Source organism: Bacteriovorax sp. PP10 (assembly GCF_035013165.1).
GTDB lineage: Bacteria > Bdellovibrionota > Bacteriovoracia > Bacteriovoracales > Bacteriovoracaceae > Bacteriovorax > Bacteriovorax antarcticus.
In genome coordinates, this window is sequence record NZ_JAYGJQ010000001.1 from 964,982 (window position 1) to 978,416 (window position 13,435).

The following is a 13,435-nucleotide window of genomic DNA, read 5'->3' on the forward strand; positions in this document are numbered from 1 at the left end:
CAATGCAAAAATGGCCTTTGAAAGAAATTATCGAACACGCGAAAGCACATTCACCGTACTATCGTGAATTGTATAAAGATATTGATACGAGTGATCTTGCGAAACTGCCTATCATTGATCAAGTGAAGTTTTGGAAGGCCGAGGTTCTCACCAGTGCTGATCCGGATGGAATTGTTTTTAAAAGTGGAGGAAGCACAGGCGCTCCCAAGTATTCTTATTTCACCAATCAGGAATGGGAAAGTTTTTGCACCTCTTTTGGATTGGGAATGGCCGAAGGGATTTTAGAAAGTGGTGATCGTATCGCCAATCTTTTTTATGCCGGTGATCTTTATGCTTCTTTTTTATTTATCAAAGATTCACTGCAGGCCATTCCAGCAGAAAAGAAAAAGTTATCGATGTTTCCCATCGCCGGGCAAACAGACCACCTGCAAATTTTGAAAACGCTTGATGAATTTAAAATTAATACGATTGTAGGAGTGCCTTCTGCGATTTTAATTTTATTGGAAAAGTATTCATTCAATAAAGCGAAATACCCCAATATGAAAATTGAAAAACTTCTTTTTGGTGGGGAAGCTTTATATGACGATCAAAGAGAGGCCTTATTAAACTTATTTCCAGATGTTCAAATCTCATCTATTGGCTGTGCCAGTGTTGATGGTGGGCTCATCGGTTATTCAAGTGCAGACTGTGAAAATGGTGAGCATCGTGTGTTTGATGGCTCTCATATCATCGAGATAGTTGACCCTGATACTTACGAAGTTATCACTGAAAAAGATAAAGTCGGAAAAATACTACTCACAAATCTTTCCAGAAAACTTATGCCTATCATCCGTTATCCTGCAGGAGACCTGGCCGCGTGGATAGAAGATGAAGGAGTCCCTAACAGGAAGTTTAAACTTCAAGGGCGCTCTGAAGAGGCCGCTCGCCTGGGAACATTGAGTGTGTATTTTGAAGACACTCGCGACATGGTGATGAAAACCTTAGGTGACTGCAAAGGGATCCAATTCCAGATGATCTTGTATCACTTCAATCACAAAGATGAGTTAACAATAAAAATATCAGGGCCAGACTTAGAGCAAAAAAATAATGTTAAACAATGTATTTTAGATACATTTATCGCAGAAAAAGCAGGTTACTCGGATTTACTTGCGAAAGGTCTTATTCATCCGCTAAGGATTGATATTGTCAGGGCAAATGAGCTTGAAAGTAATGTGCGAACAGGAAAACTCAAGCGTATCATTGACCGACGGATAAAATAAAGTGGAAGAGGGGCTGGGCCCTACATTACGAAAAATATCATTGAAGGCCACGGCGGGACGATTACTGTTGAGAGTAAGCCCGGACATGGCTCAAATATAGTTTAGACTATAACTGCAGCTACACTATAAAAGGAAGGCCATGGATAAAGATGCTAAAATTATCGTTTTCGGAATCATTCTCACAATTGCTATTTTTGCAGCTTCCGTCTATTTCAAACTTAAATCGTAGTCCAGTCAGTCTCTTCTAATCGAGGGTCGTTAGGCCCTAGGATATATTTCTGCACGCCTAAATTTCCAAAAATAAAATCTGGAACTCGGATGCGATAGAAAATCCCTTTTTCATGATTACTTGTATTCACCACGTTGGTCTTTGACATCACTGCAGAGTGAGCAGCTCCATCTTCATAAGGAATGAAAAGGTCAAAGTGCTCTTGCTTGGCAAGGAAGTACTCAACGATGTGCTTTCTTAGAGCTGTCATGTCTTCCGGATCATAACTAGAAACTAAAAAGCTTCCAGGATATTTTCTTAAAACAATCTTCTTCAGTAGTTCATCATCACATTGATCTTTTTTGTTAAAGACAATAATCGTTTCTTTTTCTTCAACTTTTAGTTCTTTTAAAACCTCATACGTCACACTCAATTGCTTTTCGTAGTGAGGGTCAGAGATATCACAAACAATAATTAAGAGATCTGCTTCCAGAGCAGACTCTAGAGTCGTTTTAAAACCATCAATAAGAGTGTTGGGAAGGTTGGAAATAAATCCTACCGTATCAATCATAATCATTGGTGGTTTCGTATCAGGGTTCAGCATTCTGTATGTTGAATCAAGAGTTGCAAACAGTTTGTTTTCTTCCAGAATTTCCACGCGGCAAAGACGATTCATGATCGAAGATTTTCCAGCGTTGGTATAACCGACAAGTGCAGCTGTAACGGCTTGATTCTCGCGGCGTTTTTTTCTTACCTGTCTTTGTTTTTCTAAGGTCACAAGTTCTTCTTTATAGAACTCGATGCGGTCACGAATGATACGTCTATCTAACTCGATCTGCTTTTCACCCTCTCCACCAAGAACACCAACACCACCACGCTGACGGTTTAAATGGGTCCAGAATCCGGCAAGGCGAGGAAGCATGTATTGAAGACGGGCAATTTCGATTTGGATTTTTGCTTCTTTAGTGCGAGCGTGTTTAGCAAAGATTTCTAAAATAACGTGAACGCGGTCAACGACAGATAAACCAGTTAGTTTTCTGATATTCGTAATCTGACGTGCCGTTAATTCAAAGTCGAACACTAAAAGTTTTGATCCATCAGCTTCTGCAGCTTCTGCGATCTCTTTTAATTTTCCCGACCCTAAAATGCTGGCAGGATCAATTTCTTTTTTATTCTGAATATGAGCTTCACCGGTCTGAAGTCCAAGCGTTCTTAGAAGCTCTCTAAGTTCGTTAATAGATCTTCGCGATTCACTTTCCGTCTGATGATCAGGAAAGCTTGGAGACACTATAGACACCAGTGTCGCGCGGTAATCGGGATCAATATTAAATTCGTTATCCATCATAAAATTTATTTTCCTGTAGAAGCTATAGTGACCAGGATATTATCCAATAGTCTCGCTGAACTCATTCTATAAGCTGCCACAATGACGACTTCTTGAGTTTTATCTGTGGGCATCTCTAGATTTTTTGAATCCAGAATTTCTAAGTAGTCCCATTTTTTATCATTCGCTTTCGCTTCATAGACAAATGTTTTGTAATCTTGTTTCGTGCGAATCAACTTCTCAATTTTCTGCAGAGTATGAGGTAGCACAAGAGCTTCCACTCTTTCACTCTCACTTAAATACTGATTGCGAGATGAAAGAGCTAATCCTTCTGAGTTTCTGATAATCGGCATGATGTTGATCTTGATTGGGATCTCTAGATCATGAACCATCTTTTTAATGATCAAACACTGCTGAACATCTTTTTGTCCAAAGTAGGCTTGGTGAGCTTTCGTGATCGTAAACAAGCGGTACACGACAGTTGTCACACCATCAAAGTGAGTAGGGCGGACAGCTCCTTCAAGCTTCTGAGTCATGGGTCCCATGGAAATGTTTGTTGAAAAACCTTCAGGGTAAATACCTTCGTCAGTATTCGGAGCATAAACGACAATTTCTTTTTTCTTGTCTAGTAAAAGCGCCACTGCTGAAATCTTGGCGATGTCATCATCAAGCGTGCGTGGGTATTTATCAAAATCTTCGTTCGGTCCAAATTGTTTTGGGTTCACGTAAATGGTCACGATGGCCACATCGTTTTCTTCGATAGCTTTTTCCAGAAGTGAGATATGACCTTTATGCAAATTCCCCATCGTTGGAACGAGTCCAATAGATTGAGTCGTAAGCGAGTTTCTAAAGTAATCAAAATCTTTTCTGTTATTGAATAATTTAATCATAGTTAATTAGGTGGGAAAAATTGAAGGATAATCTTGTGGGCCAGTTCACGTTTTGTGAGGATCCCTTCAAAAGTAAATCCTTTAGGTGACAGGAGTCTGTATTCAGCGAAGTCTACATTGAAACCAGTAATTTGCTGATCTTTTGTCAGACCATTATTTACTTTCGTTCCCACTAAAAGATCCACTGGTTTTGATTGCATCTTTTTATTTAAGACAGCATCACTTGGATCTGTCTCAGCAGCAAAACCTACAATTTTTAAAGTAGGAGATTTTTTTTCAATAACAGTTTTTAAAATATCACAGGCCGGTTTAATTTTTAAATGATCGCCCATTGTATCTTTTTTAATCTTCTCGTCTGAAACATCAAACTCAATGTCTGAGATCGCAGCAGAGCTGATGTAGAGGTCAGCATGAGGCAGTTCAGCTAAAACAGCATTCTTCATATCTTCAACAGTCTTTGCTCTCACTAGTCTAAAGTTAGGATGCTTAGAAAAAAGATTAAGCTTCGCTGTCGAGTGTGCTCCAGCGATCATAATCACTTTATGACCTTCTTTCAGTGCCGCTTCTGCCAGATAGAATCCAGTAATTCCTGATGAAGAGTTCGTTAAGTATCTAACCGGATCAAGAGGAACAATCGTCGCTCCAGTTGTCGCCAGAATTGTTTTTTGAGTAGGAAATTTTAATGGCCTGATCATTGTCGGAATCATCTCAATAATTTCATCCACACTTGGAAGTTTTCCAAGACCCACTTCTTCACAAGCAAGAATACCGGCGTCAGTAGGAGAAATAAAAAGATTATTAAGTGTTCTGAGTTTTTTAATGTCTTCAAGATTTTGTTGCGTGAAAGGATGAGCGAGCATCACAGAGTTCATCGCTGGAAATAATAAAACATTTTTATGGGGCTCAAGCGCAAGAAAAACAGATGACAATAAATCATCCGCGCGCCCCTGTGCTAATTTCGAAAGTGTATTGGCCGAAGCTGGTGCTACAACAAAAACATCACACCATCTTGCAAGATCAACATGCAAAACATTTTTGTGAGAGAAATCATCTTGTGATTTATAAACGTCTTGCACGCCTAGGTAAGTGAAGACTTCCGGGATAACAAATTTAAGTGCACCGTTAGTTAAAATAACTTTAACTTCGTGCCCGTTTTTGAAGAGCCCTCTGGCAATGTCCAATGCTTTATATGCGGAGATTGAGCCGCTTACGCCTAACAATATTCTCATTGGGAAAATATTCCACAAAAGAGTCAGTTGTGCAATTTAAGGCATGACCATCGAGACGATTTTCTTAGTGTGCGGGATGTAACTAAAGATGAAGAGACTGCAAAAGAATAGTAAACAAGTTGCTTGGGTCACAATGAGAAACCATCCCATTTTTCCAAAGCTTTTATCGACGACTTTAACTGTGTAGTTAGTTTTTAGAACCTGCTGACGGTACTCGGCAACGACACTGTATTGTGAAATCTTCCCGGCCACTTCTTGGTCGCGAAAGTCTTGTCTTTTCCGTTGGAGTTCTTCTTCTGTCATTGATGCCTCTTGAATAACCTATAGTTCTTATCGGTTATTATACTAGAAAGCTTAAATAACGTGTTGTTGAGACTTAACTGATTGAAATCTCTTTATAAAGGTACAACGCTGGCACAAATCTTCGACCAGTTTTTTTTGCGCAAAGCCTTCTCTCATGTTTCTGGCCCTTTGACCCATAAGGATCTCGGATAGGCTTTTTTCTGGCATTTTCCCCAGGTCAAGGCGAGCTTCCTTATCAAGACAGCAAGCAACCACTGTCCCATCAGCATGAATCCCAACGTGAGAGGTTACACCATGGCAAAAACCAACTTCTGATTGTTTCGGCATAAGTGGAGAAGGCCACTCAAAGCGCGAGTCAAAATGCAGGTAAACGCGCTTATAAATGCGTTTACTTTTAATGGATCCAACATCGATATCTTCTTTGATTTCAACTTCAAAAAAATTAGCGATGGTTTTTAAAATATCTGAGTTCGAATCATTTTGAGTTGTCGTTTCAAAGATGTTCCATAGGCGATAATTGATATAAAGCTCAGGACGAAGCTCTTGGGACTCCTTCGAGAAATTCAAAATATCGAGTAAATATGGATTGATATCTTTGTTTTTAAAATTGTCTTTAAAAGCATGAATTGAAAAATTGATTTGGTGGAAAGCAGGCGACGTTGATAACAATTTTTTGTAACGGTTTAATAAAATTCCGTTGGTCGTAAGATTGATTTTCACGCCAGCTTTTTCACAATGCTCGATGATTTTTTCAAACTCAGGATGGGCCAGAGGTTCACCCATCAGGTGTAAACAAATTTGTTCTGTATGTGGGGCCACATCATTAACGATGCGCTCGAACATTGACTCGTTCATAACTTTCTTATCGCGATCTACCACAGGGCAAAAAGAGCACTGAAGATTGCAAATATTACTGATCTCAATATAAACGCGTTTGAATTTGTTCATTTTAATGTTATCTAGCACACTATATGTCACAAAACCAAGAACAAGCCGCTCCAAACTTTTACTATTTCCTGTGTAATCCAGGTTCAGAAAAATTCTTAAAAGAAGAGATCAGGCTTATTTATCCAGAACTTGTTTTCGCCTACTCAACAGAGGGGTTTGTGACTTTTAAAGAAACCAGACGCTTAGGTAAAACACTGCGCCCGGTTTTCTGCCGCCACTTCGGAAGATTCCTAAAAAGAGGGTCTTTAGCTGAGGTTAGCGAGGGGGTAGGTAAACATCTTTTCTATTCACTTCAAGGTGAAATTTTTGAAACATACCCGTACCAAAATGGTGACTGGGTTACTGAAATTATCAAAGTTTCTGAAACTCAATATTACTTAGGTGAATTCAAGGCCAGCATCCTGACAGCTCCATCTGCAGGTGGATTTTCAACTGCTACATTGCCAGAACAATCTCCATCGCGCGCTTATTTAAAAGTGATCGATGGAATGAATTATATGGGATTAAAACTTCCCGCAAATGACTACGCTCTTGAAGTTGGATCTAGTCCTGGTGGAGCAACGTATGCACTACTGGAAATGGGTTTAAGAGTAGAGGGGATTGATCCAGGTGAGATGGCACCGATTTGTTTAAATCATCCAAAGTTTATTCATCATAGAGAATCAATTCAGGATTTTCATGTGTCTTCAATGAAAGATCATGTTCAATGGTTGTATGTTGATATGAACCTTCCACCAGAAGGATCGTTACGTGAAATTGAAAAAGTAGTCGATGCTATTAGACCTTCTTTGAAAGGTGCTTTCATTACGCTTAAGATGACAAAATTCGAATTAGTTTCACGAGTACCGATGTATTTAAACATCATGGGAAAGATGGGACTAAAAGTTGTTATGGCAACTCAGCTACCTTCGCATAAGCAAGAGTTTTTAGTTTATTGTGAATAACTAAAAAAACCGCAAAGCACAAAAATATTTTTTTGATAAAAACATCGTTCATTAATACGATTATGACTTTTTACGCACTTCGAAAGGTTGTCTACCTAATATTTATAACCTATCATTGGCCGATTCTTTGTTGGATTAACGAAAGGCTAAAATGTTTCCATCTGATACAGCAATTATGACATTCTTTGCGCAGTATGCGCATTCTCCATTACTCATCTACAGCATCGTTGCAACAATGATGTTCCTGTCGAGTTTTGGATTACCTCTTCCGGAAGAAGTCACTATCGTTGCATTAGGCCTTATGGTTCACATGGGAAAATACCCAGACCAATATCCGCCACCTCCAGGTATTTCAGTTCAACCTCTCAATCTTTACACTGCCATGGCCGTCTGTTTTTTCTCCATAATGGTTAGCGACAGCATCGTCTATTGGGTCGGACGAAAATTTGGTGCAAGTCCTCTTGTTCATAAATTATTCAGAAAGTTTTTAGGCGAGCACTCACTTGAAAAATCTCGTACGATGATTCACAAGCATCGTTTTTTAGTTCCTGCCATTTTTCGTTTCACTCCCGGTGTACGTTTCCCCGGACACTTAAGCTGCGGGATGATGGGAATTTCGATTTGGACATTCCTTGCGGCCGACGGTCTTGCTGCTCTTATTTCAGTACCAACACAAGTCTATCTTTTTGCCACATACGGTGAAGTAATTCTGTCGACTATTAAGCAGATCAAACACTATGCACTTATAATTGCATTGATCGCTGTTGCAATTTTTATAGTCGTAAAATTGAAACAAAAGGTATTCGGCAAAAAGGATCCAGTTCCAGAGGCCGAAGTCTAAAAGACTTATTTTCTCCTCATATTTCCACGATAAGTACCTTTAAGAGGGATACTTATGACAAAAAAATTAAATTTAACAGCAGTCTGTCTTTTGGCCGTGCTTACTGGTTGCGCAGTCACACCGGTACACAGAGACCCGAGTTCAACCATCTCATCTAAAAGTTGGGAAGAGCTTCGCGATCTTAAACAAAGAAAAGTAGAGTTGTCTGCCCTCAGCGTACATTTTCAAAAAAAGAAAAATGAAGTTCAATTGAAAAAGATTCAAAGTGAACAAAAAAATATCGATCAAAAGATAACTGAAATCGAAGGGACAATGACGGCCTTTGAAGACAGGTCTCTTCACAGTATTCCAAGCTCATCAGTAGACTGGCGTGGAGAAAAAGAGAATCTGGAGCTCTCTGATTTACGTTTATATGAGTTGAGTAAAAATGTTCAATTCTCAGTTTCAACTTATGAAGCTCGCGAAACTACAGTTAGGATTTCTCACAAATTTTTCACGAAATTAGGAATGAAAAGAGAGGATGATGGAAAGCGCGGAAAAGCAGCTGACAATAATCCGAAGAAAGAAGCTCCAGTGATAAAATTCACTATTAAGTGTGATGCACCTTCTGAAGTAAAACTTGGGGGCCTGACAAAAAAGATAAAGGCCAATAGCGATTTTTCATTTGTACTAGCTGATACAAAAATGTCTCAAGGTGGAGCGAAAGAATTCAAATTCCATAAAGACATGAACTCATGCGCTGTTAGGTTTGCAAGCTCATTAGATAATTCTAAAAAAGAATATGGCTTTTCTATTGTTAACGAGACGAAGAAATTAAAATCTCTTGAGTCTCTTCTTCGTACAACTGAAGTCTGTTCACTTAAGAGTGATACGGGAAAATTCATTGATACAACTGAATTTACCAGTATGACTTGCCCGAAGAAATACGACTCAATTAAAATTCTTCCAGAGCCGGAAGACAGTCTTCATGCCAGAGCGATTGCCTTAACCGGAAAAGATTTACCGGAAGATTTCGTAAAAAATGGTAACCCGTATGCTGAGCTTGATTTTTCCAAGGCCCCAAAGTTTGATGCCATTTTAGTTTCATACCTGGTGTTCCGTGCAGACTTCTATGGAACGCTTTTGGGAAGACTACTTGCTTACCACGCTGATCGTGGAACAGTTGTTCGTATTCTTGTTTCAGACGTAATCGCTCTTGATAAAGACTCTGCCATGTTTGAAAAACTGATGGCCGAACACCCAAATATGAAAGTCGTAAAATACAGATTCGATACATCTGAACAAGGTGGAGCATGGATTTCTGAATTCCACCGTACAAACCACGTTAAGATTTTTGCTGGTTACTCAAAAGAAAATCCACAAGACTCTTTTGCGATCGTTGGTGGACGTAACATTCACGATGGTTTTGTTTTCAAAAAACCAGTTGATGTTTCTAAGTTTCCTGAAATCGTAAGTTATCAAGAAGGTGGAGATGAATCATGGGCCTATTGGAGAGACTTTGAAATGGTCATCCACGGTCAGGATTTTATCGAGAGTGTAGTGAGAAACTACATGAACTTCTACCACATCAATAAAGACAACTTAACAATGAAGTTATCAAGTGTGGCCATTCAAAAGGCCAATGCACAGGATGCTGAAGAAGAAAGTTTAAGACACTATGTTTCGATTCCTTTTAAAGATGAGCCGAACCTGAATTTATTTTATGCACGTATGGTTGATACTGCTAAAAAGAAAATTCTCATCAGCTCACCGTATTTTAGACCGGTAAAAGAAATCGGTGAAGCATTAGACCGCGCGATTCAAAGAGGAGTGGATATCACAATTATCACTCGCCTTGACCTTGAAGGGGATACTGCTGATTTTATTTTAGGCGCTGTTAATAAAGATGGTGTGAATCGTTTCTTGGATAAAGTAAAAGTTTACGAGTATACAGAGCCGAAAGTTATTCTTCACTCAAAGCTTCTAATGGTTGATGATGAATTCTCTTTTATCAGTTCAGTTAATTTAAATAAGAGAAGCTTCTATCACGACTTAGAAAACGGTGTAGTGGTTAACGATAGTAATTTTACTAAACAGATGGGATCTCTTTATAAAGAGTATATGAAAATTTCTCGTCAGTTAACTGAGCAGCAGAAGATTGTATTTTGGAAGAAATGGATAATTACAATATTTGATAAGGTTTTATAATATCTTCAGGGCATCAGCATCAACCTGATGCCCTTCAAGTTTTAACAAGTAAACTTTCATACTCATCCCACCTGAAAAACCAGTCAACTTTCCCGTTGAACCAATCACGCGATGACAGGGAATAATCACCGGAATTGGATTTCTCCCATTGGCACCACCAACAGCTCTTTGGGCCTTTGGCGCTTTTAAATACTCGGCCTGTTTACCGTAGCTCCATATTTCACCATAAGGAATTTTCAATAGGGCACTCCATGCTTTGCTCTGGAATTCTGTACCTTCAGGATTCAAGGGAAGTTCAAATGTTTTACGTCGGCCGTCGAAGTATTCGTTCAATTGTTGTTCTGCAAGATTCAAAATTTTATGGGCATCATTCTTCTTTGCGAGATCCTTTTTTGGCATTAACTCATCATTGCAGTACAAGGCAACAAGCGCTTCATTAGAAGAGACTAGAGTGATTTTTCCAATGGGAGATTTCATCGTTTTATAATGCAACATATAACCTTATTTTATTCTTAATTAATTAATTTGGCATAGACTCTTTTTATTTACTGCGGTACTGATTTTAGCAGAATTTTTTTTATTCAAGGAGAAAAAAGATGTTTAAAAAAATGGTAGCGGTGCTTGCACTAACAGCAGCATTTGCACAATCGGCTTCAGCTTACGATTTGTCTCATAAATTTGGACTTGGTATTTCTGGTGGGTACTCAATTCCAGTTTTCGGAAATCCATTTAATTCATCTGCAGACGCTGACATTAATTACGGTGTTTATGGGCGTTACCACTTCAATGATTCTTTCAATTTGGAATTTGGTGTTTCTCGCTCTGAGTTCGATAAAACAGATGTTCGTTTTGATAACATCAATCTTCTTGGTGTTTGGAGACTTGCTGGAAGCAGCGATATTACTCCAATCGCAGGACTTGGGGTTGCTGGAACAAGAATTAAAAATTTCACACCAAAGAGTATGAAACTTTCAGGCCTTGCTCGTCTTGGAGTTGAATTCGGTATCACTCAATGGTTCTCAGTTGGTCTACTGGCAGACTACCAATACGTTTCAAAACTTATGGGTGATATGCCAAATACAAAAGCACACGTAGTAACTCCACAACTTGCTCTTACTTGGTACTTCGGTGGAAGCGACAACTCTGCTTCTGCTTACAAAGAAGCTGAACCAGCTCCAATGAAAGAAGAAGTAAAAGAAGCTCCAAAAGCAGCAGCTTTAGTTGATGAAAGCCAATTAGACTCTGATGATGATGGTGTAAAAGATCCAGAAGACAGATGTCCAAGTACTCCAATTGGATCAAAAGTTAATTCTATTGGTTGTTCAGTTGAAGAAAAAGCAACGATGACAATCAATGTAGAGTTCGGGAGTGGAAAATCGACTCTTGCTCCAAAATATAACGATCATATGAAAGAAGTGGCTACATTCTTAAAAAAGTACAGCGAAGTTAACGTTCAAATCGAAGGTTACACTGATAATACTGGGTCAGAGAAAAAGAACATCGCTTTATCTCAAGCTCGTGCAAACGCTGTTATGAACGCTCTTGTAAAACAGGGTGTTGCAAAAAGTCGTCTAACTGCTAAAGGTTTTGGTCCAGCTGATCCAATCGCTGACAACTCTACGGCAGAAGGCCGACAAACAAACAGAAGAGTTGTTGCTGTTTTATCTTCAAAGTAATTTTTCCTAAGAACCAATAATGAGAGAAGGGCCCAGAATTGGGCCCTTTTTTTATAGTCTTTCCACGGATTCCCATCTAGACTAATTTTATTATGATCAGTGTTCTAGTTGTCTTCGCCTGCCTATTCCTAAATGCAATTCTTTCATGCGCTGAAATGGCCTTTGTGACCATTGACGATAAGCTTTTACGTAAAAAAGTTTTAGCGGGTGATAAAAACGCCGTTTATATAGATGAGATGGGAAAATCTCCCGAAAGAATTCTTTCTGTCGTACAAATTGGAATCACACTTGTTGGTGCGATCTCTGGAGCTGTATCAGGTGCTGGTGCGGAAGAAGTTCTAGGGCCAAGATTCATGCAACTCTTTGGAGTGAATGAACAGATTGCTGCCACTATGGCGATTACTATCGTTGTTGCTCCCTTAACAATTCTTTCAGTTGTGATCGGTGAACTTGTTCCCAAGTCACTGGCGATCAGATTTGCTCTGCCTATTATTCTAAGGCTTGCTCCTGCACTAAAAGTGGCAGAGAAAGTTTTAGGGCCATTGGTAAATCCAATGGAAAAAGCAACCGACTTCATTATGAAATTGTTGCTAAGGTCTCGTCCTAACGCAGAAGAATCAAGTGAAGCAGAAGAGCTTTCATTAAAAGGTCTTCGTACTGAATACAAACAATACTTTCACAATCTTTTGGATCTTGATTCAAGAAATGTTGGAAGCATTATGGTTCCCTGGGAAAAAGTCGATCACTTAAGCTCAACAGCTGAGCCAGAAGAAGTGTCGGCACTTATTTTAAACACTAGAAGAACCAGAATTCCTGTTTTAGACGCTAACGAAGTTTACGGCTACCTTCACTCAAAAGAGTTCGTTAACCTTTCTCAAAGTGGTGTAGGGGATAACTGGCTTAGTTTCGTTCGTCCTATTCAAGCGCTTACTCAAGATACAAAAGTTCTGCATGCACTTCGTACAATGCAAAAAAAGAAAGCTCACTTTATGATCGTAGGAACTCTGGAAAAACCAATCGGAATCATCACACTGGAAGATATTCTTGAAGAAGTTTTTGGGGATTTCATCGATGAAGATGAAGACGAAAAAGTAAAACTCTTTCTAAGACGCACGAAAATTTTCAAATAAATTTATTCAGCTTTAAATTCATTCGCATAAATAATCTGATTGTCATCAGTGATGCAAATGTTTTCAAAAATCTTAACTTTACGGTTCAGGTGATTGATTAATTCTGTGAAGTTCACATTGTCTGCAGAGATATTAGCTTTACCACTTAATAATGATCTATTTAATCCAAGTGTCACATTCAACATAACTTGAACTTGGGCCTTGCGATTTTCAAAATCCACTTCCAGGTTTTCAAATGAAATACCATAGACATTTTTTGAGTAAACCACGACTTCATTTTCTTGTGCTTGATCTGTATTAACAACTCTATATAAATTACAAGACTGATTTGAATCGTAAGATTTATATACAGCAGAGAATGCCGAAGATGAAATAACGAAAAGTCCGATTACTAGAAGTGTTTTCATATGCAGGTTGCCCGGTAGATGGTTGAGTTGGCCGGACAATAACAAAGGCAGTGGCATCAGTCACTATTTTTGAAAATCAAATTTTTGCA

13 protein-coding genes are annotated in these 13,435 nt (G+C 38.9%); 6 read left to right on the forward strand and 7 right to left on the reverse strand.

Annotated features, from left to right (window positions below):
- Nucleotides 1-2: 2 nt before the first annotated feature.
- The gene (locus SHI21_RS04720; protein WP_323575044.1) at nucleotides 3-1,259 is read left to right on the forward strand and encodes a phenylacetate--CoA ligase family protein; all 1,257 of its coding nucleotides are present in this window, start codon (nucleotides 3-5) and stop codon (nucleotides 1,257-1,259) included.
- A gap of 218 nt (nucleotides 1,260-1,477) precedes the next feature.
- Here the strand turns inward: SHI21_RS04720 and hflX are convergent, their stop codons facing one another.
- From hflX to SHI21_RS04745, 5 genes are read right to left on the reverse strand one after another with little or no spacing between them, the layout of a single operon-like run.
- Nucleotides 1,478-2,812: a GTPase HflX gene (gene hflX, locus SHI21_RS04725; RefSeq protein ID WP_323575045.1), complete on the reverse strand. Its 1,335-nt coding sequence runs from the start codon at nucleotides 2,810-2,812 to the stop codon at nucleotides 1,478-1,480.
- A gap of 5 nt (nucleotides 2,813-2,817) precedes the next feature.
- Nucleotides 2,818-3,681: a pantoate--beta-alanine ligase gene (gene panC, locus SHI21_RS04730; RefSeq protein ID WP_323575046.1), complete on the reverse strand. Its 864-nt coding sequence runs from the start codon at nucleotides 3,679-3,681 to the stop codon at nucleotides 2,818-2,820.
- A gap of 2 nt (nucleotides 3,682-3,683) precedes the next feature.
- Nucleotides 3,684-4,910, reverse strand: coding sequence for a bifunctional phosphopantothenoylcysteine decarboxylase/phosphopantothenate--cysteine ligase CoaBC (gene coaBC, locus SHI21_RS04735; protein ID WP_323575047.1), 1,227 nt, complete (start codon nucleotides 4,908-4,910; stop codon nucleotides 3,684-3,686).
- Nucleotides 4,911-4,946: 36 nt separating this feature from the next.
- A complete protein-coding gene (locus SHI21_RS04740; RefSeq protein ID WP_323575048.1) occupies nucleotides 4,947-5,213 on the reverse strand; it encodes a hypothetical protein in 267 nt (88 codons plus the stop codon).
- Nucleotides 5,214-5,264: 51 nt separating this feature from the next.
- A complete protein-coding gene (locus SHI21_RS04745; protein WP_323575049.1) occupies nucleotides 5,265-6,161 on the reverse strand; it encodes a radical SAM/SPASM domain-containing protein in 897 nt (298 codons plus the stop codon).
- A gap of 23 nt (nucleotides 6,162-6,184) precedes the next feature.
- Between SHI21_RS04745 and SHI21_RS04750 the strand changes: the two genes are divergently transcribed.
- The 3 genes from SHI21_RS04750 (at nucleotide 6,185) to SHI21_RS04760 (ending at nucleotide 10,133) form a co-directional block, all read left to right on the forward strand.
- The gene (locus SHI21_RS04750) at nucleotides 6,185-7,105 is read left to right on the forward strand and encodes an SAM-dependent methyltransferase (protein ID WP_323575050.1); all 921 of its coding nucleotides are present in this window, start codon (nucleotides 6,185-6,187) and stop codon (nucleotides 7,103-7,105) included.
- Nucleotides 7,106-7,280: 175 nt separating this feature from the next.
- On the forward strand, nucleotides 7,281-7,946 hold the full coding sequence (locus tag SHI21_RS04755) for a DedA family protein (protein ID WP_323575051.1): 666 nt from the start codon (nucleotides 7,281-7,283) through the stop codon (nucleotides 7,944-7,946).
- Nucleotides 7,947-8,000: 54 nt separating this feature from the next.
- A complete protein-coding gene (locus SHI21_RS04760; RefSeq protein WP_323575052.1) occupies nucleotides 8,001-10,133 on the forward strand; it encodes a phospholipase D-like domain-containing protein in 2,133 nt (710 codons plus the stop codon).
- On the opposite strand, the gene SHI21_RS04765 is transcribed toward SHI21_RS04760, so the two are convergent.
- Nucleotides 10,128-10,628, reverse strand: coding sequence for a methylated-DNA--[protein]-cysteine S-methyltransferase (locus SHI21_RS04765; RefSeq protein ID WP_323575053.1), 501 nt, complete (start codon nucleotides 10,626-10,628; stop codon nucleotides 10,128-10,130). The two genes, SHI21_RS04760 and SHI21_RS04765, sit on opposite strands and share 6 nt — an antisense overlap.
- A gap of 101 nt (nucleotides 10,629-10,729) precedes the next feature.
- Here SHI21_RS04765 and SHI21_RS04770 point away from each other — a divergent pair, with 101 nt between their 5' ends.
- A complete protein-coding gene (locus SHI21_RS04770) occupies nucleotides 10,730-11,809 on the forward strand; it encodes an OmpA family protein (RefSeq protein ID WP_323575054.1) in 1,080 nt (359 codons plus the stop codon).
- A 92-nt stretch (nucleotides 11,810-11,901) separates the two neighbouring features.
- Nucleotides 11,902-12,939, forward strand: a complete 1,038-nt coding sequence (locus SHI21_RS04775; protein ID WP_323575056.1) for a hemolysin family protein — start codon at nucleotides 11,902-11,904, stop codon at nucleotides 12,937-12,939.
- A 2-nt stretch (nucleotides 12,940-12,941) separates the two neighbouring features.
- Here SHI21_RS04775 and SHI21_RS04780 read toward each other — a convergent pair whose 3' ends face one another.
- Nucleotides 12,942-13,346 (reverse strand): hypothetical protein, encoded by a 405-nt coding sequence (locus SHI21_RS04780; RefSeq protein WP_323575057.1) that lies wholly within the window; start codon nucleotides 13,344-13,346, stop codon nucleotides 12,942-12,944.
- Nucleotides 13,347-13,435: the final 89 nt, after the last annotated feature.